Below are 20,398 nucleotides of genomic sequence, written 5' to 3'. Positions count from 1 at the left end.
CTAAAAGTAAATAGTTAAAAAAAATATTTCTTTGTAATACAATTAACTATTTACATTTTTAGTTAAATTATTAATAATTATAAGTGTATGATTTTATTAAAAAAATTAAACGGTCAGGTAATTTGTGAAAGTTTATGTTAAATATATTTTATTTTTCTTAGCATGTAATATTCTTAATAATAAAAATACCTTAGCTTTTGATAATGAAATAAATGAACTAAAATCTACAAAAAATATAAACTCAGGAAATTTATCTACAGTTAAAGTAACTAATTTATTAATAGAAGGAAATCCAATTTTCCCTGAAGAAAGATTGCAATCAATAATTGATGATAATCTTACAGAAGACTTAACGATTGAGAATTTACAAGCACTAACTGAGAAACTTAACAAACTTTACCACGATGAAGGATATAATTTTGCAAAGGTTTATATTCAGAAGCAAATGGTTGATGATGATACCATAACTTTAACCATATACGAACCTAAATTTGGTGAAATAATAATAAATAATGAATCATCAGACATAAATACTTCTCTTATAAGAGATATATTAGAAACATATATCAAGAGTGGTGAACTTATAAATGTTAAAAAAATTGAGAAAGCTATATTATTAGCTAATGAAATGGCAGGAATAAAAATAACTTCTGACATAGTGCAAGGCAGTGAAAAGGATATATTTGATATTATTGTAAAAGCTACTCCTACGCAAAAAATAGTAAAAGGTTTAAGTGGTAATAATTATGGTAGCAATGAAGTAGGTAGATATAATGGCCATGGTTTTGTACAAATTAATAGCCCTTTTAAAAGAGGTGATGTTTTTACTTTAGACTTAAGTAGCAGCGATAAAGGAATGATTTATGGAAGAGTTGGTTATCAATTACCTATAGGGAATTATGGAACTAAAGTAAATTTAGGTGCTACTCACGTAAAATATAAATTACCAGAAGAATATTTTGACTCTTTACAACCTGAAGGTAAAGCAAATACAATATCTGCAGGAATATCACAGCCAATTATTACTGAATTTAACAAAAGTGTAAATATAAGTACTGGTTACGATTATAAAAAGCTTAAAAATGTGACAACATTAGGCACGTTGAATAATAAAAATATTAATTTAGCAAAACTAAATGTTTCAGGTAAATTTGACAATAAAGTATTATATGGTGGACAGTCAAATTTGAGTTTAGGAGTAGCAGCAGGTCAGCTAAGTTTCAAAGATGACTCGGATAGAATCCAAGATGATGCAGGAGCAAAAGCTGGAGGTCAATTCTCAAAAATTATTTATTCAGCAGAACAATTTCAAAAATTTAATGATAAATTTGGCTTATATTTACAAGTTAAAGGGCAACATGCTTTTGATAATTTAGATCCAGTTGAAAAAATTTCCTTGAGTGGTCCAGATGGAGTAAGAGGATTTAAAACTAAACAAGGATTAGTAGATAGTGGTACTCTTTTTAAAGGTGAATTATTATATAATATTTATAAAAATCAGCATGCAGATGTAATAATGGGTCCATTTGTTGATTATGCAACTCTTAAAAGACATAAAAGCGTTTGGACAGGTTGGCAAGGTTTAGATACAAATATATATAATGATTATAGTTTGGCAGGATATGGGGCCAAAGTTAATGTTAATTTATTTAAAAATGTAAATTTAGAATTAATTCAATCAAGGCCTTTAAAAGCTGGAACTAAAAAGTTTGTTGGCGATAATAATAAGAATCAATTTTGGTTCCAAATTAAAAGTATATTTTAAAAAGCTATTTTTTAATTGTACTTGAGAGGAAAACCAATTGCCTTATATCTATTTAAAAATAATATAAAACTATAAAATCAATTAGAATTTTTTACGGAGGTATTAATTCAAAAAGTTATAGTTAGAGTTTTATATTATTAACAAAAGAAATAGATAAAATGACGATTTTACAAAGGAAAAATGGTTATATTTTCCCCTCAAGTAAAATAATCGTAACATTTGATATATAAGACGTCAACAATGTATTGATGATTTTTTAATACAAATAATCTAGTTAAATATTTTATTAACTTATTAAAGCTAAAATAAGGTTTAATTATTAAAAACCAGATAAATATTTGACGCTCTAAAAATTGTCCCTTAAGCTAGGCTGGCTATTATTTAAATATAATTTAGGTAAAAAATGTTACATAAAAAAACGGGAGCGGTTGAAAATATAGCTCCACTTGTCAGCAAATTATTTAGAGAAAGTGTATCTACTTCTTCTAATACTTTACAAAGCGCCCCAAAGTTTACTAAGCTTTTTAATAAAGAAATGTTAAACCGCAGTAGTTTAGATGAGCAAGCCATGAAAAATATATTAAATCATTCATTTGATAAATTTTAATAAATATTATTTTTATTCATTAATTAAATTATGATGAGATTTTTCATAGCAATATTTATATTTATAATGCTTTTTATAAGCCTTATATTTATTCCTTTTAATATATCAAATACAGTTATAATAATTGAGCCTGGTAAAAGTACAGGTGAAATAGTTCATACTTTAAAAGAAGAAAATATTATTCTTTCAGAGTTACATGGGAAATTAGCAACTGGTTATTTTGCTTTAAAGGGTAAGTACCTTAAATTTGGTGAATACGAATTTACAGAAAATAAAATTAGCATTTTTAATGTTATAACTAAGTTGATTGAAGGGAAAGTTAAAATAAATATGGTAACTATTCCTGAAGGATTAACGAATTATGAAATTTATAAATTACTTGAATCGCTTCCTAAACTAAAAGGCGAAATTACTTATAATCCTAAAGAAGGATATTTAATGCCGGAGACGTATGATTATGTGTATGGTGAGAAAAGAAATGACCTTATTAAAAAAATGGAAAGAAAACAGAAAGAATTTTTAAATATAGCTTGGAAGGAACGTAATCCTACACTTTCAACTCTTAAAACGTTTGATGAAATTATTATATTTGCTTCAATTGTTGAAAAAGAAACCGGCTTTGGAGTGGAAAGAGATTTAGTCTCTAGTGTCTATCATAATAGATTAATGAAAAATATGATATTACAAGCTGATCCTACAATAATTTATGCTCTAACAAATGGTAAAGGGAAGTTAGATAGAAAATTATTAAGATCTGATCTTCAGATTGATTCAAAATACAACACTTATAAATATTCTGGCTTACCACCAACCGCAATATGTAATCCTGGAAAGGCATCAATAATTGCAACTCTTAACCCTGCTAAAACTAATTATATATATTTTGTAACTTCAGGAAGTGGTGGTCACAATTTTTCAGAAACACTTAAAGAACATAATGAAAACGTTAGGAAGCTAAGAATTTTAGAGAGACTAAGAAATAAAAAATAAAAATTACGCTTTTACAATAAGTTATTAATAAATTATTTAAATATTTACTTTTACTTGACTTTTAACTCTTTTTTAACTATTATATAGGTATATAATATTTTAGGGTTAATAGATGAGTAAAGATACAAACATTGCTTATATTAAAAGTCTTTCGAATAAATTAAGTTACATAGACGAACAAGGCTTAAGCTCAAAGGATATTTTATCTTTAATGCAAAGCAATAGTCAGTTCAAAGGTTTATTTGATAATGCTATTAAAACAGCAAAAGAGATAATATTAAACAAAGGTTATGTTGACTCACTTATTAATCATATAGCGCTTATTCAATTATATAAAGAAGCAATTGAAAGCAAAGATTTAGAAAAATTAAATAAATTACCTATTAATAATAGAGTTATAAAAATTATTAGTGGTATTTATGTAGGTAAAAATAACGCAGTTATGCAGCTTATAAGTGCTGCGTACTATGGAGAAATTGAGTATATTCAAGAATTTTTATCTAATAACCCAGATTACTTTGATAAATATAAAGAATTTTTAGAAAATTATAAGGGTGTTTCAAGTCATAAAAACCCTGTAAGTGTAATTGCAGGTCAATTCCAATTATTGAAATGTATAAAGGAAAATGATGCTACAAAATTAGAGCATTTAATTAAAGAAAGAAGGGTGGCTTTTACAGAGAATAATATTACTAATCCGGAAATAGAAGGAACAGAAGTAGCAACGGTACTCCAATATTTTAATGGGTTAAATGATAGTTTAATTGCTCAATTATCTCAGGATGAGTTTAACATAGATATTATAAAAAATTTACTTTCCAAAGGTGCTAATCCTGAACAAAGTTATTCTTCTAACGACAATCACTCTGCTATCTATATAGCAGCACTAAATAATAAAATAGAAGTTTTAAAAATATTTTTAGAGCATGACTGCAATCCTAATTTAAAAAATGCTGATGATTATGTTGATGATTCTCTTTTACATGCTGCCATAGCAAGGGGACATATTGATATAATCAAACAATTAGTTAGTAATGGAGCTGATATTAATATTACCAATAATAATGGTAGTTTATTGCACGAATTATTTGAAGATATAACCGAAGACTCAAATGAATTTAAAAAACTTTTTAACGATTTACTTGAACTAGGGGTTGATCCTAATATTCAGAATAAATATGGAAAAACAGTTTTGTATTCAATTGTTGAAGAGGCAGATAATAAAATAGTAAGTCAAAATATAATGTATTTAATTGAAGTTTTAGCAAAACATGGAATTAAATATGAAATTAAAGACTTAAATAATAATGCTGCAATGGATTACGATAAAGCAGGATTTTTACGTCTCTTTATTCCTATTAAAATTGAGGCTATTAGAAGAGAACAATTAGAAAATCAGAAGAAAGGTCAAAAGCGTAAAATTGAAGTTAGTGAAGATGAACCTTCATCTAAAAGGACAAAATACGAAGAAAAAAGTAATTCTTCATCATCTGATCGTTCACCAATTTATAAATAATATCTAAATAATAATAAACTTCTACGAATGAGAAACTTACTATTTGTAGAGGTTTACTATTATTTACAATTTTTAAGGCCTTTTAAATTTCTCTCAATTTTTAGTCTAAAATCTTTTGGAATTTTTTTAGTTAAAGCTTCTTGTAAGAGTTTTTTAGCATCTTTGCATTTATTTGCTAAAAGCTTAGCATTAGCATAATTATTTAATACAACATAGTTTCTATTACTTGCGTCTAATGCCATTTCAAAATAATTATCACTCTCAGCGTATCTTCCTTCCATCGCAGCAATTAAACCTAAATGACTAATTGCCCTCCACCTATAACCATCAATTGTAATCACTTCATTAAAATATTTTTCGGCATTTTCAAGATCAGCTTTAGTTAAATAATTATGAGCAGTTTCCTCTGCAACTTCTGCATACATTGAATCTTTTATAGGAAGACTTGCTAAAATTTCTTTACAAACTTTAATAGCTTCATCAAATTCGCTTGCTGCACGTAAAACTTTTGCGTATTCAAAATTTGTTTCGTAATCAAATTTATTTTGATGCTTAGCTTTTTTATATTCTTCTACAGCAAATTTAAATTGATGATTCAAAGCCATAGTTCTAGCATTTTGCAAATGATCTTCTTGTGACTTTTTAATATTAATTGTTTGACAAGAAGTAAGGATTAAAAATATTATGGCGAGGAAACGCATGGTAATTACCTAATATGTTTTTTTAAAATTTATCGAATAAACTTGAGTCTTTGTCAAATGCAAATTTCAAATCTTTTAGTAACTGGTGGTTTAGGCTTCATTGGAAGTAACTTTGTAAATTTATTTAGTGATAAATATAATATTATTATACTTGATAAATATACTTATGCTGCTAATGAAAAAAATATTATACCCAAAAATGTCAAAATAATTAAAGGCGATATTGGAGATATTCCATTAGTAACTAAATTACTAGAAGAAAATAATATTCAAGCCATTGTAAATTTTGCTGCTGAGTCGCATGTTGATAATTCAATAAATTCGCCAAAGGAATTTATAAACACTAATATTGTTGGAACTTATAATTTATTAAATAGCGCCCTTGATTACTTTAAAAACTTTAATAAATCCGAATTTAGGTTCTTGCATGTTTCAACCGATGAAGTGTTTGGTTCATTAAATTTAGATGAAGAAGCTTTCACTGAAAATTCTCAATATAAACCAAATTCTCCATATTCTGCCTCAAAAGCTGCAAGTGATCATTTAGTTAGAGCATGGTTTCATACCTATGGTTTACCTACTATTATAACAAATTGTAGTAATAATTATGGACCTAATCAGCATACTGAAAAATTAATACCTAATATGATAAAATGTGCCTTAAGCAATAAACCTTTACCAGTATATGGTAATGGAAAAAATATTAGGGATTGGATTTTTGTAAATGATCATTGCCATGGTATAAATCTAGCTTTAACTAAAGGAAGAATAGGGGAGACCTATTGCTTTGGTGGTGAAGCTGAAAAACAAAATCTTGAAGTTGTAAATGCAATTTGTGAAGCTTTAGATAGTATTAAGCCAAAAACTGATGGAAAGAGTTATAAATCGCAAATTAGCTTTGTTACTGATAGGCCAGGCCATGATTTCAGGTATGCTATTAACAATAGTAAAGCATATAATGAACTAGGCTATAAATTGCAGTATAATTTTTCTCAAGGGCTCGAATTTACAGTAAAGTGGTACTTATCTAATATATAAGTTAAATTTCTCTAGGTAAAATTTGTTTATATATATTAGGACTTTTAGGAGGGCTGCCTGGATGAAATTCATTATCGGTTATTGCCTCGGAAGATTTGACAAAAGTTCTATAACATACGATAGGAGGACTCACAACATGTGCAGGAATTAAAGTATCGCTAGTTTTTATTCTTCGGGATTTAAATGGAGAAAAAATTAGAGTTTCTTTTAAAGCAGCTTCCCATATTTCCTCGAGGCTAATTTCTGCTGGTAATTTAATTGTTTTTATTTTTTTTAAATATAAAAAAGTAGAGTCGTCACTATTTATAAAATATAATTCGCTTTGAGTTTTATATAATTCTTTCTCGTTTTGAAAGTGAATGTTGTAAAGATCCCTGTTATTTATTGTAAAGTAATCAGATAAAATACTTAAAAGCATTTCCCCACAATTTGTTTCTTCAGCTCGTGAACTTGAGCATATTTTATAACCTGAGGCTTTTTCGTACTTAAAGGCTTTTAAATACTCCTTATTAATTTGTTCTTTTTTATTGTTAGTAAAAAGAAAAGTAATAGGTATTTCTCCAAAAGGAGTAATTAAATATAATTCATTATTTTTACTGCAATCATATCTGATAACTAAATTGTAGAAAAAGTCTTCAAATATATAACTTGAGGTTGAATTATTAGAAAATTTTTTTTGGGTAGGTAAATTTAAACTTAATTCATTTAAAAAACCTTGTAATAAATCGGTAGTTTTTTTAGCCTGAATTTCTACAGGAAATGTTTTTAAAGATTGATATGGATCAGAATGTAAAATAAATTTTACAATTGTTTTATTTAAGAAATTTGTTAAATCTTCTATTAGCTCAAGCTTATACTCTTCAAGGAAAGAAGAATCTAACATAAAGATAGGTTCCTGAGGTTATTTATAAGAAAATTTGGTTGCGGGGGCCAGATTTGAACTGACGACCTTCAGGTTATGAGCCTCATGGGCTAGCGTTTAATGTAGATTAACGCGATTTAATATCGCTTTACTTTTCAGACTACTTGCTATATATACATCATTTAACAATTAAATCAAATTTAATCTTAATTAACCCATATTGCGGCACCAGTGCGGCACCAAGGATTGATATGACAAAAGAGTTTAACTTTACAGCTACTGAAATCAAAAAACTTAAACTCCCTGCTAAAGGTAAGGAATATTATAAAGATACCAAGGAGAAAGGGCTTTCCTTGTATGTAACCTCAAATGGGGTGGTTACGTTTTTCGTGCGCAAAAGAATTCACGGTAAAGATGAAAGGCTGATATTAGGAAACTTTCCTGAAGTAAGCGTTGAAAATGCTAGAAAACTTGCTTTACAGGCAAAGGCTAAAGTGGCAGAGGGCGTTAACCCTAATGAAGAAAAAAATAAGATTAGAAGTGAGATGACTTTCAAAGAGCTTTTTGATCAATTTATGGAGAGATATAGTAAAAAGCTTAAAAAATCATGGGAGTATGATGAACGCGAGGTAAATAAATTCTTACCACACTGGTTTGGTAAGAAAATCTCCAGAATTACTAAACAAGAAATCCAGCAGTTACATGAGAAGATATCAGAAGAAAATGGTATTTATCAAGCTAACAGGATTCTAGAGCGAATAAGAGCTATTTATAACAAAGCTATTGAATGGGGATGGAATGGATTAAATCCCACCAGTGGTATAAAAAAGTATAAAGAAAAAAAAAGAGAAAGGTTTTTAATGCCTGATGAGTTGCCAAAATTTTTTCAAGCATTATCAGAAGAACATAATGAAACCGCTAGGGACTTTATATTAATATCGTTATTTACAGGAGCTAGAAAAAGTAACGTTCTAGCTATGGAATGGAAAGACATAGATTGGCATCATAATACTTGGCGTATTCCAGAGACTAAAAATGGTGATTGTGTTATAATACCACTCATTGGCGACGCCATTGAAGTGTTGCAACGCAGGAAAGCCTTAGCAATAAATGGCTGGGTATTCCCCAGTGAAACTAGCAGCTCAGGTCATTTCGCCGATCCTAAAAAAGCATGGAAACGAGTACTGACCAAGGCTGGTATTGAAGACTTACGCATACATGATATAAGAAGAACGCTAGGAAGCTATCAAGCAATCGCTGGCTCAAGTTTATCTATTATCGGTAAGTCGCTCGGCCACAAATCCCAACAGGCAACTCAAATATATGCTCGCTTGCACAATGATCCAGTAAAAGAATCAATGGAAAAGGCTACAGCCTTAATGTTTAAGGATTGGGAAAAGTAATTATAATAGATATTCTATAGGTTTTATAATGATCATAAACAAGAATAATTTCAATGATTTAGCTAACATTAACTGGTTTACTAAACATGATAATTCTTCTTATTGGCTAAGAATATATAGCACTTTGGCGATGGCTTCAAATAAAGTAGCTGAATTCTTTCCGTACGGAATGAAAGAATTATTATATAATGATATACCTATTAAAATATGTTATATATTCTTAGACGAAGAAATGGAGCTATCTATTTTAAATCAAAGTTTCATTTTTAATAGCCCTGATGATGGGGCAATGCAGTTATCTCTAAAAACCGGAAAAGTTTTGCTTCCCAAAAGTTCATATATCACCTTTACTTGTCCTTATCAAATTGATGGAAAAAAAATTGAAGAAAAGGCTATTTTTAGCTTATTAAACCAATTAGAAGCACTATTTTGTTTATACATAGGTAATAATGCTATACATTCATTAGTCTTTGAAAGAGAGATATGTTTAAATGGAACAATTAATTTTATTGGTCCATATATTGACCTACTATATGAATTTGATGGCCCTTTTACGTCAATGGAATATTGGAAAGAGTTATGTAATTCTCTTGAAAACTTATATAAAGCTGAAACTGAAAAAGCTCAAAGAATAGAACTTGCATTGGATTTTATACAAAAAGTAAAAAGTGATACAAATGACATTACAAATTTTTACTTATATTGGACTGCTATTACTATTGTTACTAAAGATACTTCTACACTAGCTATTAATAAAACCTTACAAAACATATATGGTTTTGCGGAGAAAGAAGTAGATATTAAATTAAAGTGGAAGTGGGCTGTAGATACAAGAAACGACATTTTTAAAAGGGGGAAAAACATAAAGTTTTATCCTCATATTAGAAAATATTTTCAACTTTTATTTTTAGATTTATTAAGAAATGAATTAAAATTAAGGCCTAAAAAGTATTTATTAAGTTATTTGTATAATAATGTCTTTTAGTTTAATTGATTATAGTAATTAATATATAAAGCTTAAGTAATATAAAAATTTAAAAATGATAAGTTATCTACAAAACTTCCTACTAGCTATACTATATCATTTTTGTCTAAGTATTAAATTTACAAATAGCAAAAACTTAATAAAAGGTTTCAATATATTAATCTACAATATTTTTCTCAAAATAATTTCATTATCTTCTGACACCTCATTAGTCATAATCATACCAAATTTTTTAAGCAAATTAATAGATGGGGTATTATTCGGTTTCACAGTAGCCCAAAGTTCTTTAAATTCTAGCCTTTTGGCTACATTTTCTATGCTTATAAGCGCCTCAAAAGCAAACCCGTTGCGCTGATGTTTACCAGCTATCCAATATCCAAGCATACCATTTGTATAAAAACTTATTATACCAATAAAGACAGTCTTATAGTTTCTTATAACATAATCATAGCACAAATTATTTTTAAGGTTATCTTGGCATATTTTTATAAAATTATCAGCGTCATGCTTAGTATATGGCCAAGGGGCACCTCCACCAATATTCTTTACAATATTCTCATCTATATTGGTATGGATATCTACAGCATCGCTACGCTTTAATAATTCTAAGATTAAACGTTCAGTTTTTAAAGTTTGGGGGATGGTAGTCATAACTTTTTCGTAAACCATAATATTAAATCATCATCAATAGGGTAGCTATTTCCTGGAATTACAGGCTTGTAATTATAGGTAACGCCTCTACAATCAGGTATATAGCCACGTTTTACATAAAGTCTCTGCGCTGCACCGTAACCACCATCTTCTCCTGCATAAAGTCCTACACCTATGCCAACTCTATCTGAATAAAATTTAGCCTGGTTTTCTAAGCTATCTAGTAAAGCTGAAGCAATACCATTATTTCTAAAGGCAGGCAAAACATTTAAGTCCTGAATTTCTGGGATATTCTCTTCTTGAAAAGGTTTATATTGTGATTCAAAATTAAGTGTAGCGTATCCGGCAACCTCAGAATTTACAGTCGCAACTAGAACCTTCCTAGTTCCATCTTCTTGCTCGTCTAGATATTTTTCAAACAATGACTTTGGTTTATGCCAATTGTTTTTATTAAATGCTTCATAGAGCATATCCACATATCTATAATCTAGAAATTCTATATTTGTTTTCATTTTATAAGTTACCTAAGATTTTTTACCTCATCATCACTAAGCCATCCTTTGTGTTTTAATAAATACTCAGTTTGATAATTAATTATATTTTGATTCCAAGCTTTACTTTTTGCACCTTTATAATAATATGCCATAAAATTTATACCTAGCTTTTTGCATGCATCAGATACTGAATTTAAATGTTCCAAATCATCGTCGAACATTACAATAGCTTTTGGGTAGTAATCAATCTCTTTTAAAAACTTTATCAATACTGGCCCTTTTGGAGTAAGATCCGTTGCTAATATTCCTTTGAAAAATATTGGGCTACGATTATCGGCATTAAATTTTATGACTTTATCAGCGAAACTTCCTTGAAACCCAAGACTTTTAAGATGCTCATATCTCCATTCTGCTAACTCACTATACATTCCTAGCCTACCAGTATTCATGCCGGTAAGTGCAATAAACTTGATATTTTTAAGGCTATTTATTATATCTATAACATATGGCTCAATTAATGGCCTTTTAGCATCTCGCAAGATTATTGAAACCAAATAGTCCCAATCTCTAACTTCGGGATGAGACTTTATTAGGTTGCTACGAAATTCCTTACCTTGCTTAGTATGTTCATTAATTAAATAGGAATCTAACGGCTGAATAAGCGTTTCATCAACGTCAAATATAACCAGCGTATTTTTAGGTAAATCAAAATTTGCTTCTTTAAAAGAATAAATCTCTTTAACTTGCTGGGTTTTTTGAGTATAGGTGCATGAGATTATGAGTAAGTGTTCTAGTTTTAATATATGTCTTTAAAAAACCTAAAGCATATAGTCTAAGTGATTCTTTATCTTCTGAATATAAAGGAACAATTTCATTATTTTCTATGTACTCGGCACCTTCTTTTATAGAATTATTTTGTAGTAAATCGTCTAGTACTTGTATTCTTAATTCTTTAGATACTTCTTTATCTTCTGGTTTTTCAGAAAATACAAACCATACCAGAGAGGTTAGAAAATATGTGCGGCTAATTGCCTTGTTAAAATTTTCTAAATTGTGTGAATCTATTTTATTATCAAAATATTCTGATAACAATAACTGTTTTTGTTTCTCATTTAATCCATTTAAAAGAGCAAAATATCCTAAATCATTATATCTGTAATCCCATGATGCAGCAGTAAAATCAATAATATATATTTTATTGTCGTTAGAAATCATGATATTTTCAGGACTCAGATCTGAGTGACACAATACTATATCTTTCTTTTGTAACAACATTTTTTGCCCTTCTTGAATATACTCTTTGTATAATTCAGTGAAGACCATAGGAAATGCTATGTCATTACTCAAAGCTTTGTTATAATCTTTTTCCGCCCTAGCTGACTGTGGTCTATATTGGATAAATTCTCCTTTGTAATTATGTAAGTTACGTATGAGTTTAGCTAATATTCTAATAATATCTGGGTTTTTAAGATCATTACGTGTAATTGCTCTACCATCAATATATTCAATAATCATAAATTTCACATCGGGATGAATATACAAAATTTTTGGACTAATCTGAATTTCATCAGATGCATATTTATGTGCAACAATTTCATTTAGTTTTCTTTCTTTATCATATTTTTTGTTAAATTCTCTTATAACAAATTTTTGCTGGTTTACTTGCAAAATGTATGTGGATGTGGAACTTAGACCACTTTTTAAAGGGGTAATTAAAACATCTTTTTTCTTATAATTACTACCGAAATATTGATCCAAAAACGGTTCTAGTTCAATTAAATCAACCATAATATTATCCTTAGCTAAGCATTTTACCTACAGGTACATCATTTTCATCGGTTTCATGTTCTTCCGGGTCGTCAAATGGCATATTTATATAACCATTTTTAAGATAAAAGTTTAATGAACTTTTTCTCGATTCAGCATGTATACTCTTTATACCCAAATTTTTAAGCCATTTTTCAATAAATGCTAAAAACTTACTTCCAGAATTCTGATCACGTTTATTTTCATCTATAACAATAATTCTCATAGCTGCCCTTTTATCTGGCCAAAATTGAAAACCAGATGAGCATGCTTTTTATGATTAAATGTCCATGTATATGGATCTACTATACCATAAGGGCCAAAAAAATAGGTGTCACGAAAATATTTAGCAGCTTTCCATTCGGTCTCATCGCTGCACTTAAGAATTCTAAGACGGTTAAACTCAGCAATTTTCAAAATGTTTCTAATAAAATCACCTTTGTAGAGAGTATAATTCACAAACTGGTATGATTCTTTTATAAATGATGTCTTATCCTTTAAAATATTATGCTTAAGCTTTGCATAAGCCTCTCTTGCATCAGAATTTGACCTTAAGTACTCTCTAAACATTAAGTTTAGTTCAATTTCTGGATGACCCTCTTCATACATATGAATATGTATAGAATTTTTTGTATCTTTAAAATAATAACGCATAGGGATATTATATTCACCTTTATAAATATAGCCTATATCTTCCAAAGGATTTACTGCGTTATTTAAATCTTTAACCACAACTATTATATCAATTATGGGCTTGCTAGCCAAGCCAGGTACAGATGTTGAGCCAATATGATGAATTTCTAAACAATTTTCGGCTAATACCTCTTTAATACGTAAAGCTTCTTGTTCAAAAATATTTGGCCAATTTGGGTCATATGGAAGAATTGAAATAGTTTTCTTCATACTTTAACTCTCCTGTCTTTCATCTCCCAAGAAGCCACCAACCTGAGCGTACCAGAGTTTTTTATAAAGCCCTGATTTGGCAAGTAGTTCATTATGGGTTCCATCCTCTACTATCTTGCCTTTATCAAACACTAGTATTCTATCCATATGCAGTAAAGTAGATAACCTATGAGCAATTACAATTGTAGTTTTGTTTTGCATCAGCTCCCACATACTTTCCTGAATTACATTCTCGGTCAGTGAATCAAGCTGGCTTGTTGCTTCATCTAAAATAAGGATTGGGGCGTTTTTGAGTATTGCTCTGGCTATTGCGATACGCTGACGCTGCCCACCAGAAAGCTTCACGCCTCGCTCACCAACTAGTGAATTATAGCCATCAGGTAAATTTTCTATAAATTCATGTGCATTGGCTTTTTTAGCTGCCTCTATAACTTCTCTATCGCTTGCATCAGCTCTGCCATAACGGATATTCTCCATCAAGCTTCTATTAAATAGAGACGGATCTTGTGGAATCATGGCAATATTTTTACGTAATGATTCCTGGGTAACTTCACGTATGTCCTCTCCATCAATTAAAATAGAACCATCTGTAACATCGTAAAACCTAAGTATTAGATTAACAAAGGGGGACTTGCCTCCACCAGAATAGCCAACAAGGCCTACTTTTTGCCCAGATCTAATTTCAATAGATTTATTTTCAAAAAGTGGCTCAGTACCCTTGTAATGGAATTTAACGTTCTTAAAATTAATTTGCCCATGAGTGCAATTTAATTCAGTAGCATTTGGTTTATTGATTATTTCTAGCGGTATCATTAACGATATTAAACTTTGCTTACACCTGCCAACAGCCTTGTTGAATTCATCAACTTCGCTCATTGTATACCACATCATGTGTCCTAATTCCATTGATAACCCTAAAATTAGAGCGAAGTCACCAATTGTCACTAAACCTTTTCCATAAAAATGGACAAGGAAAAATGTAGAACATCCCATCATTATAGCTATTAAACCACCCTGAATGCATGAAAGTATAGTCGAATACATATAAGTTGCTGTGTAAGCTTTTTGTTGCCTATCAAAAAATGGCACCATCCTTGAGTTTTCATATACTTTACGTGCAAAAATTCTTACATTTGTATGGTTAGATAAACTATCCACCAACTCACCTACAACAATAGACTCCTCTTTTGCCTGCACGTCTGATAATGATACAAGCTTTTTTGACATAAAAATACTAAACCCAGCGAAAAATATAAACCAGGTTATTAAAATTACACTAAATATAGGATTTACAAAATAGGCAGCTATAAAACCCATAATCAATAAAGACGCACCCCTAAGGAAATTAGATGCACAAGACGTTATTATCTTAGTAATACCATCTACTAAACTTGTAATTTGCTTTGCAATTTTACCAGATAGATTATTTTGGTAGAAGCTGTGTGAATGCGAAAGGGCATAATCCATTGTTTCAGAAATAATTTTGTTCTGGATAATTGGTACATATTTTGCCCACATATAACCTACACCTCGCCAAGTAAAATTGTCGAATATTATAAAGTTTATCACCACCAAACTTGCAGGAAGTATTAAAGCTGAAGTATCTCCATTATTTGCTTCAGCTAAAAGGTTAATAAGGTTCTTGATTAATATACTATTAAAAGGTCCCCAAAAACCAGCAGCTATGCTAAGAAATATACAGGTAAATACTATAGGCTTGTATGACTCTAAGAAATGCCATATAAACGGGTAAAGCTTCTGAGGCTGAGGGTTATCTATTACTTTCATGGTTTTTATCTGGTTTTATTAAGTTTTACATGATATTACATATTTATTAACGTAAAAGCTATGAAATTTTATGAATTTAACCTTTAAACTACTAGAAAAACAAGATTTTCAGATACTTCTCGGGTGGCTTTCCAAGCCCCATGTTAAAGCATGGTATGATAAGGAAATAGAATATACCTTAGAAAAAGTTCAGCAAAAATATGAAAGCTATACTAAAGGATATAAGCTGGAATCAGGAGTTAAAAAACCAATTTATGCATTTATTGTATATTTAGATACTCAGCAAATAGGTTATGTCCAATATTACAATGCATATGACTTTCCCCGAGATGACGGCATTATGATAACAAGATTGCCAGAAAAACTAGCAGCTTTTGATATATTTATAGGCGAAGAGGAATACATTGGCAAAGGTATAGGGTCCGAGATTATAAAAAAACTGCTTATAGATTATATTTGGAAAGAGTTTGATGCTTGTTTTGTTGATGTTGATGCCGATAATGTTAGGGCTATAAAAACGTATGAAAAAACAGGTTTTATTACAATAAAAAATATGGATCAAAATATATGGATGATATGCAAAAATGGCGAAGATTTAAGATAGATAAGCTTATAAGAGATAAAATGCCTGAAATTATGAGATCCATGGGGCTTATGGTAGATGAAAGAACGGTAGATGTTGATGAATATATAAGTTTACTGAAACTCAAGCTTGTGGAGGAAGCAACTGAGGTTTTTAATGCCAAAAGCTTAGAGGAAATTACCGAAGAACTTGCGGATGTATGTGAGGTATTATTAAGTTTATGTAAGGCGCAAAATATAGATTTTGAAGCTGTTGAAAAAGCTAGAATAAATAAGAAAGAGCATAAAGGTGGCTTTGATAAGAGGACATATAACAAATGTGTTGAAATTGAGGCAAATAACCCGTTTATTAAGTATTATCTTAATAATAAAGAAGCATACCCAGAAGAGGTTTAAGTTATGAAAATTTATCGCATTATTAAAAATATTATTTTATCTGTTTTAGCCCGTAGAACAATTGGGGCCAGAGTTTTAGTTATTAAAGATGAAAAAGTACTTCTTGTAGAGCATACATATATGCCTGGATGGTATACTATCGGTGGGGCAGTTGAAAAGGGAGAATCCCCAAAAGAAGCAATAATAAGAGAGCTTTCTGAAGAAGTAGGCATTTCTGTACATTCACTTGATTTATTTAATGTGTATTATAGTTATAATGAAAAAAGAGATGATTATATTGTATTTTACATTTGTAAGGATTTTATCGAAACAGAACATTTCTCTAAAGCTGAAATAAAAGAAAAACGTTGGTTTGCGCTTGATAATCTTCCTGAAAGCGTGAGTCCAGCTACTTTGCGCCGAATTAAAGAATATCAAGGTATAAATAAAATAACAGATAAATGGTAACAATATGATAAAAAATATAATTTTTGATATGGGAAATGTTTTGGTTAAATGGGCACCCCATGAAGCGATTAGTGATGTTTTTCCTGAAGAAAATCCCGCAGAATTATTCCAAAAGTTTCGCCCTATATGGATTGATTTAAACTTAGGTAAACTAACAGAAGAGAATGCTATAGAACTCTATGCTAATCAGTTTAATTTTCCTAAGCAAAAAATAGAAGAATTGATGGGTAGGCTGAAAACTCACCAAGTTCATCTTCCAGAAAGCGTTGCTCTACTCGATAAGCTTCATCAATCTGGATATAAACTATATTCAATTACAGATAATATAAAAGAATTTATAGTATATCATCTTAAAAACTCTCAGCTTCTAGACTACTTTTTAGATGTTATTGTTTCAGCAGATATAGGAGTTCTTAAACCTGATAGCAAAATATATAACCATCTTATTAATAAACATAATTTAGTACCTTCTGAATCTGTATTCTTGGATGATGCTATACATAATATTGAAGGAGCAAAAGCAGTTGGTCTTCATGGCATCCATTTTACCGATGCGACTTTTGCAAAAACTGAGCTAAATAAACTTGGAGTGCTTATATAAATGCAATATATTTTAAATGAATTAAAAGCTAGAGAACCTATATTCCACCATCCAGATAAATTTGGGAAAACTAAAGAGGATATACTTAACCAAATATGTGATGAATTTTGGGAAGTCGGCGCTTCCGGAACTGTATATACTATAGATGATGCTATTGGTACATTATTAGAGCGTTATAACGACCCAAATTATGAAGATATATGGGAAACTTCGGATTTCAAAGTTACGGAAATATCAGAAGGTAATTATCTGCTTACATATATACTTGTCCAAAATCATACAAGACGTACTAGAAGATCCACTATTTGGCGAAAAGTTAATGGCAGATGGAAAATACTCTATCATCAAGGAACTGTCATAAGTGGAGAGACAATATGAATAAAGTAATTATCATAAATGGACCGTCTTGTGCTGGCAAAACAACCATAGCTAAAGAAATATGTAAGCAATCTGGTAATAAATTTGCCCATCTACAAATAGATAAAACTGCTGAATATTCTGGCACAATTTTTCCGCAAGGTTTTGAGTTTGCTAAAAATGAAGTTGGTACCGAAAGTAATGATGATGGCCAAAGTTTATTTAATAATAACCGGTTCGCTAGAAGAAAAGTGGTGGCATCAATATTACTTGCATCTAGTAAAGAATTATTAAATCAAGGTATAAGCGTAGTAATTGATACAGCTTTAGATGGCCCTGATGCTAAAGAATTAGCGAAATATTATCTAGAATATCTTAAAAACTATGATACTAAATTTATAGGAATTTATTGTCCTTTAGAAGAAAGACTTAAAAGACTTAAAACCAGAACTGATAATCTACATTTAACAGAAGACTTCGTAAGACAACAAACCGAAGTTTATAATGTCTTTGAATTGAATAAAGATGTATATGATAATTGGTTTGATAGCTCAAAATTAAATGCTGAACAAATAGCAGCAAAAATACTAAATGACGATATAATTCTAGAGATTGATAAATTTACAGTTAGAAGTTCTATTAAATCAGACGTTGAAAGTCTTGTAAAACTATCAAGAGCAAAACGCCTTGATTATGAAAAGGTGCAGCCTATATTCTGGCGTTATGCTGGTGAAAGTGGGGATAAGGCGCAAAAAGAATGGTTTGCAGATCTTCTAGAAATGCAAGATTATTTGATATTTACAGCAGAAAGTAAAGATAAAGAAATTATAGGCTTTATTATTGGTAGGCTTATGTCAGCTCCTGAAGTGTATAACCCAGGCGGACTAACACTTATGATTGATGATTTTTGTGTTAAGTCAGAAACTTTATGGAAAACAGTAGGTAGAGCTTTACTTGAAAAAATTAAGACCGAGGCAAAATTTAAAGCTGCTGTGCAGATAGTTGTCGTATGCGGCGCCCATGATGAGTCTAAACGCAGGTTCTTAATAAGCCAAAAACTAAATATAGCTTCTGAATGGTTTGTAGGGGAAGTTTAATGATTAAAATCGATCTTTTAAAAAACCACCCTCAAGCAATACCAGTACTTGCAAATATCTGGCATGAAGTTTTAGGTAAAATTTGGTTTCCAGAACTTACAATTGGGGAGATAGAATCATTAACATATGATGAGCTCAATTATGCAGATGAAACAACTTCATTCATTGCGCTGTGTAATAATATTCCAATAGGATTCTGCACATTTAAACTTAAGGAAGAGTTTCGTCCAGATTTAGGCCCCTGGCTTGCAGATGTAGTCGTTGATCCGAAATATCAAAATCAAGGAATCGGGAAAATGCTGGTTGATGTCGCATCCCTAAAAGCAAAAGAACTGGGCTTTAAAAAGTTGTACTTATTTGCTTTGGAGCCTACAATACCAGATTATTATGAAAAACTTGGATGGAAAAAAATTGGCATTGATGAATTTAAATCACATTCTGTAACGGTTATGGAAATAACATTATGAATAGCAATCAAATAACAATTCAAACTGCTAAAAAGCTTATTCAAGAACAGTTTCCAGAATTCTCACACTTACCAATAACTGAAGTAGAGAAGCAAGGTCATGATAACCGCACATATAGACTTGGCGATGATATACTCATCCGTATGCCAACAGCAGATGAATATGCATTAAAAGTCAGTATAGAGCAAGAATTGTTACCAAAGCTTGCGCCATTCTTAAGCATAAGTATTCCTGCGCCTATTAAAATGGGAAAGCCATCTAATGATTATTCATACCCATTTTCTATATACAAATGGCTTCCTGGCAAAAGCCTAAACCTCATAAATTTAAGTACAAAAGAAAAAGAGATTCTAGCTTTTGATCTAGCTAGATTTCTACAAGAACTACATGCTATTAAAAATGTAGCAGGTTTAGTGCCAGGTCAACATAACTGGTGGCGAGGTGACCACATTAGTGTTTATGATAAAAATGTTCGTGAGCAAATAGCAAAGCTAGCTGGTATTATAGACGATGAAAAAGTCATGAATTTATGGGAAAGAGCCTGTAACACTAAATGGAATAATAACCCGGTATGGGTTCATGGTGATTTTGCAAGTGGTAATATTTTGATACAAGAAGGGAAGCTTTCAGCTGTAATTGACTTTGGCTCTACTGCAACCGGTGACCCTGCATGTGACCTGGTAATAGCATGGACTTATTTTGAAGGAAAAGCCCAAGAAATATTTATAAATGCAATGAATATAGATAAAGATACCTGGCTAAGAGCTTGCGCCTGGGCTTTATGGAAAGCAACGTTTGTCCTATGCAATATAGAAAATAAAGATAGCGTTGAAGCTATTAAACAGAAGAAAATTATTGAAGACGTAATTAATTGAGAGGTAACAAAATAATCGAAATCTAGGTATTTATTATCTTATTTACAGAAAGATTTTTTTTAAAATC

22 protein-coding genes and 1 pseudogene are annotated in these 20,398 nt (G+C 30.3%); 15 read left to right on the top strand and 8 right to left on the bottom strand.

Translation table 11 applies throughout. The features are described from left to right. Positions 1–124: 124 nt before the first annotated feature. The 4 genes from J0H68_04690 (at position 125) to J0H68_04675 (ending at position 4,878) form a co-directional block, all read left to right on the top strand. On the top strand, positions 125–1,765 hold the full coding sequence (locus tag J0H68_04690) for a ShlB/FhaC/HecB family hemolysin secretion/activation protein (protein ID MBN8827983.1): 1,641 nt from the start codon (positions 125–127) through the stop codon (positions 1,763–1,765). 403 nt (positions 1,766–2,168) lie between these two features. Beyond that, the gene (locus J0H68_04685; GenBank protein ID MBN8827982.1) at positions 2,169–2,372 is read left to right on the top strand and encodes a hypothetical protein; all 204 of its coding nucleotides are present in this window, start codon (positions 2,169–2,171) and stop codon (positions 2,370–2,372) included. A 30-nt stretch (positions 2,373–2,402) separates the two neighbouring features. Beyond that, on the top strand, positions 2,403–3,362 hold the full coding sequence (gene mltG / locus J0H68_04680; GenBank protein MBN8827981.1) for an endolytic transglycosylase MltG: 960 nt from the start codon (positions 2,403–2,405) through the stop codon (positions 3,360–3,362). 112 nt (positions 3,363–3,474) lie between these two features. Continuing rightward, a complete protein-coding gene (locus tag J0H68_04675; GenBank protein MBN8827980.1) occupies positions 3,475–4,878 on the top strand; it encodes an ankyrin repeat domain-containing protein in 1,404 nt (467 codons plus the stop codon). Between the two features lie 59 nt (positions 4,879–4,937). On the opposite strand, the gene J0H68_04670 is transcribed toward J0H68_04675, so the two are convergent. Then, positions 4,938–5,579 (bottom strand): hypothetical protein, encoded by a 642-nt coding sequence (locus J0H68_04670; GenBank protein ID MBN8827979.1) that lies wholly within the window; start codon positions 5,577–5,579, stop codon positions 4,938–4,940. Between the two features lie 57 nt (positions 5,580–5,636). Here J0H68_04670 and rfbB point away from each other — a divergent pair, with 57 nt between their 5' ends. Further along, positions 5,637–6,617, top strand: coding sequence for a dTDP-glucose 4,6-dehydratase (rfbB, locus tag J0H68_04665; protein MBN8827978.1), 981 nt, complete (start codon positions 5,637–5,639; stop codon positions 6,615–6,617). Position 6,618: 1 nt separating this feature from the next. On the opposite strand, the gene J0H68_04660 is transcribed toward rfbB, so the two are convergent. After that, positions 6,619–7,500, bottom strand: a complete 882-nt coding sequence (locus J0H68_04660; protein MBN8827977.1) for a hypothetical protein — start codon at positions 7,498–7,500, stop codon at positions 6,619–6,621. Positions 7,501–7,730: 230 nt separating this feature from the next. Here J0H68_04660 and J0H68_04655 point away from each other — a divergent pair, with 230 nt between their 5' ends. Continuing rightward, positions 7,731–8,882, top strand: a complete 1,152-nt coding sequence (locus tag J0H68_04655; protein MBN8827976.1) for a site-specific integrase — start codon at positions 7,731–7,733, stop codon at positions 8,880–8,882. Positions 8,883–8,910: 28 nt separating this feature from the next. Further along, entirely contained in the window at positions 8,911–9,867 is a 957-nt protein-coding gene (locus J0H68_04650; protein ID MBN8827975.1) for a hypothetical protein, read from the top strand. Between the two features lie 162 nt (positions 9,868–10,029). Here the strand turns inward: J0H68_04650 and J0H68_04645 are convergent, their stop codons facing one another. The 6 genes and pseudogenes from J0H68_04645 to J0H68_04620 all read right to left on the bottom strand — a co-directional run bounded on the left by J0H68_04645 (position 10,030) and on the right by J0H68_04620 (position 15,509). Next, entirely contained in the window at positions 10,030–10,518 is a 489-nt protein-coding gene (locus tag J0H68_04645; protein ID MBN8827974.1) for a GNAT family N-acetyltransferase, read from the bottom strand. Continuing rightward, positions 10,515–11,030, bottom strand: coding sequence for a GNAT family N-acetyltransferase (locus J0H68_04640; protein MBN8827973.1), 516 nt, complete (start codon positions 11,028–11,030; stop codon positions 10,515–10,517). Before J0H68_04640 ends, J0H68_04645 begins: the two co-directional genes overlap by 4 nt. Positions 11,031–11,038: 8 nt before the next feature. Beyond that, entirely contained in the window at positions 11,039–11,815 is a 777-nt protein-coding gene (locus J0H68_04635) for a DUF2608 domain-containing protein (GenBank protein ID MBN8827972.1), read from the bottom strand. Then, a complete protein-coding gene (locus J0H68_04630) occupies positions 11,751–12,800 on the bottom strand; it encodes a phosphotransferase (protein MBN8827971.1) in 1,050 nt (349 codons plus the stop codon). Before J0H68_04630 ends, J0H68_04635 begins: the two co-directional genes overlap by 65 nt. A 10-nt stretch (positions 12,801–12,810) precedes the next feature. After that, a pseudogene (locus J0H68_04625) lies at positions 12,811–13,721 on the bottom strand (GNAT family N-acetyltransferase). A gap of 3 nt (positions 13,722–13,724) precedes the next feature. Then, positions 13,725–15,509: an ABC transporter ATP-binding protein gene (locus J0H68_04620; GenBank protein ID MBN8827970.1), complete on the bottom strand. Its 1,785-nt coding sequence runs from the start codon at positions 15,507–15,509 to the stop codon at positions 13,725–13,727. Positions 15,510–15,579: 70 nt separating this feature from the next. Here J0H68_04620 and J0H68_04615 point away from each other — a divergent pair, with 70 nt between their 5' ends. Genes J0H68_04615 through J0H68_04580 form a run of 8 tightly spaced genes read left to right on the top strand, consistent with a single transcriptional unit; the run spans position 15,580 to position 20,331 of the window. After that, positions 15,580–16,113, top strand: coding sequence for a GNAT family N-acetyltransferase (locus tag J0H68_04615; GenBank protein ID MBN8827969.1), 534 nt, complete (start codon positions 15,580–15,582; stop codon positions 16,111–16,113). Further along, complete coding sequence (locus J0H68_04610) at positions 16,077–16,487, top strand: nucleoside triphosphate pyrophosphohydrolase (GenBank protein MBN8827968.1); 411 nt, start codon at positions 16,077–16,079, stop codon at positions 16,485–16,487. Before J0H68_04615 ends, J0H68_04610 begins: the two co-directional genes overlap by 37 nt. Positions 16,488–16,490: 3 nt before the next feature. After that, positions 16,491–16,934, top strand: coding sequence for an NUDIX domain-containing protein (locus J0H68_04605; protein ID MBN8827967.1), 444 nt, complete (start codon positions 16,491–16,493; stop codon positions 16,932–16,934). A 28-nt stretch (positions 16,935–16,962) separates the two neighbouring features. Further along, entirely contained in the window at positions 16,963–17,535 is a 573-nt protein-coding gene (locus J0H68_04600) for an HAD family phosphatase (GenBank protein MBN8827966.1), read from the top strand. After that, positions 17,536–17,913 carry a DUF4440 domain-containing protein gene (locus J0H68_04595; protein ID MBN8827965.1) on the top strand — a complete coding sequence of 126 codons (378 nt, stop codon included), beginning with the start codon at positions 17,536–17,538 and terminating at the stop codon, positions 17,911–17,913. It begins immediately after the preceding gene. Beyond that, entirely contained in the window at positions 17,910–18,989 is a 1,080-nt protein-coding gene (locus J0H68_04590) for a GNAT family N-acetyltransferase (protein MBN8827964.1), read from the top strand. The genes J0H68_04595 and J0H68_04590 overlap by 4 nt, the downstream gene beginning before the upstream one ends. Continuing rightward, the gene (locus J0H68_04585) at positions 18,989–19,456 is read left to right on the top strand and encodes a GNAT family N-acetyltransferase (GenBank protein MBN8827963.1); all 468 of its coding nucleotides are present in this window, start codon (positions 18,989–18,991) and stop codon (positions 19,454–19,456) included. Before J0H68_04590 ends, J0H68_04585 begins: the two co-directional genes overlap by 1 nt. Continuing rightward, entirely contained in the window at positions 19,453–20,331 is an 879-nt protein-coding gene (locus J0H68_04580) for an aminoglycoside phosphotransferase family protein (protein ID MBN8827962.1), read from the top strand. Before J0H68_04585 ends, J0H68_04580 begins: the two co-directional genes overlap by 4 nt. Positions 20,332–20,398 lie beyond the last annotated feature (67 nt).

Source organism: Sphingobacteriia bacterium, from assembly GCA_017304685.1.
GTDB lineage: Bacteria > Pseudomonadota > Alphaproteobacteria > Rickettsiales > 33-17 > JAFKLR01.
This window is presented reverse-complemented; position numbering and strand designations above follow the sequence as displayed.

What these genes read in the sequence shown, in the direction of transcription:
- J0H68_04600 (MBN8827966.1), top strand. Translation starts at nt 16,963, where the DNA reads ATGGGAAATGTTTTGGTTAAATGGGCACCCCATGAAGCGATTAGTGAT.
- J0H68_04580 (MBN8827962.1), top strand. Translation starts at nt 19,453, where the DNA reads ATGAATAGCAATCAAATAACAATTCAAACTGCTAAAAAGCTTATTCAA.
- J0H68_04590 (MBN8827964.1), top strand. Translation starts at nt 17,910, where the DNA reads ATGAATAAAGTAATTATCATAAATGGACCGTCTTGTGCTGGCAAAACA.
- J0H68_04660 (MBN8827977.1), bottom strand. Translation starts at nt 7,500, where the DNA reads ATGTTAGATTCTTCTTTCCTTGAAGAGTATAAGCTTGAGCTAATAGAA.
- J0H68_04650 (MBN8827975.1), top strand. Translation starts at nt 8,911, where the DNA reads ATGATCATAAACAAGAATAATTTCAATGATTTAGCTAACATTAACTGG.
- J0H68_04655 (MBN8827976.1), top strand. Translation starts at nt 7,731, where the DNA reads ATGACAAAAGAGTTTAACTTTACAGCTACTGAAATCAAAAAACTTAAA.
- J0H68_04670 (MBN8827979.1), bottom strand. Translation starts at nt 5,579, where the DNA reads ATGCGTTTCCTCGCCATAATATTTTTAATCCTTACTTCTTGTCAAACA.
- J0H68_04585 (MBN8827963.1), top strand. Translation starts at nt 18,989, where the DNA reads ATGATTAAAATCGATCTTTTAAAAAACCACCCTCAAGCAATACCAGTA.
- J0H68_04615 (MBN8827969.1), top strand. Translation starts at nt 15,580, where the DNA reads ATGAATTTAACCTTTAAACTACTAGAAAAACAAGATTTTCAGATACTT.
- J0H68_04620 (MBN8827970.1), bottom strand. Translation starts at nt 15,509, where the DNA reads ATGAAAGTAATAGATAACCCTCAGCCTCAGAAGCTTTACCCGTTTATA.
- J0H68_04605 (MBN8827967.1), top strand. Translation starts at nt 16,491, where the DNA reads ATGAAAATTTATCGCATTATTAAAAATATTATTTTATCTGTTTTAGCC.
- J0H68_04685 (MBN8827982.1), top strand. Translation starts at nt 2,169, where the DNA reads ATGTTACATAAAAAAACGGGAGCGGTTGAAAATATAGCTCCACTTGTC.
- mltG (MBN8827981.1), top strand. Translation starts at nt 2,403, where the DNA reads ATGATGAGATTTTTCATAGCAATATTTATATTTATAATGCTTTTTATA.
- J0H68_04630 (MBN8827971.1), bottom strand. Translation starts at nt 12,800, where the DNA reads ATGGTTGATTTAATTGAACTAGAACCGTTTTTGGATCAATATTTCGGT.
- J0H68_04610 (MBN8827968.1), top strand. Translation starts at nt 16,077, where the DNA reads ATGGATGATATGCAAAAATGGCGAAGATTTAAGATAGATAAGCTTATA.
- J0H68_04640 (MBN8827973.1), bottom strand. Translation starts at nt 11,030, where the DNA reads ATGAAAACAAATATAGAATTTCTAGATTATAGATATGTGGATATGCTC.
- J0H68_04675 (MBN8827980.1), top strand. Translation starts at nt 3,475, where the DNA reads ATGAGTAAAGATACAAACATTGCTTATATTAAAAGTCTTTCGAATAAA.
- J0H68_04595 (MBN8827965.1), top strand. Translation starts at nt 17,536, where the DNA reads ATGCAATATATTTTAAATGAATTAAAAGCTAGAGAACCTATATTCCAC.
- J0H68_04645 (MBN8827974.1), bottom strand. Translation starts at nt 10,518, where the DNA reads ATGACTACCATCCCCCAAACTTTAAAAACTGAACGTTTAATCTTAGAA.
- rfbB (MBN8827978.1), top strand. Translation starts at nt 5,637, where the DNA reads ATGCAAATTTCAAATCTTTTAGTAACTGGTGGTTTAGGCTTCATTGGA.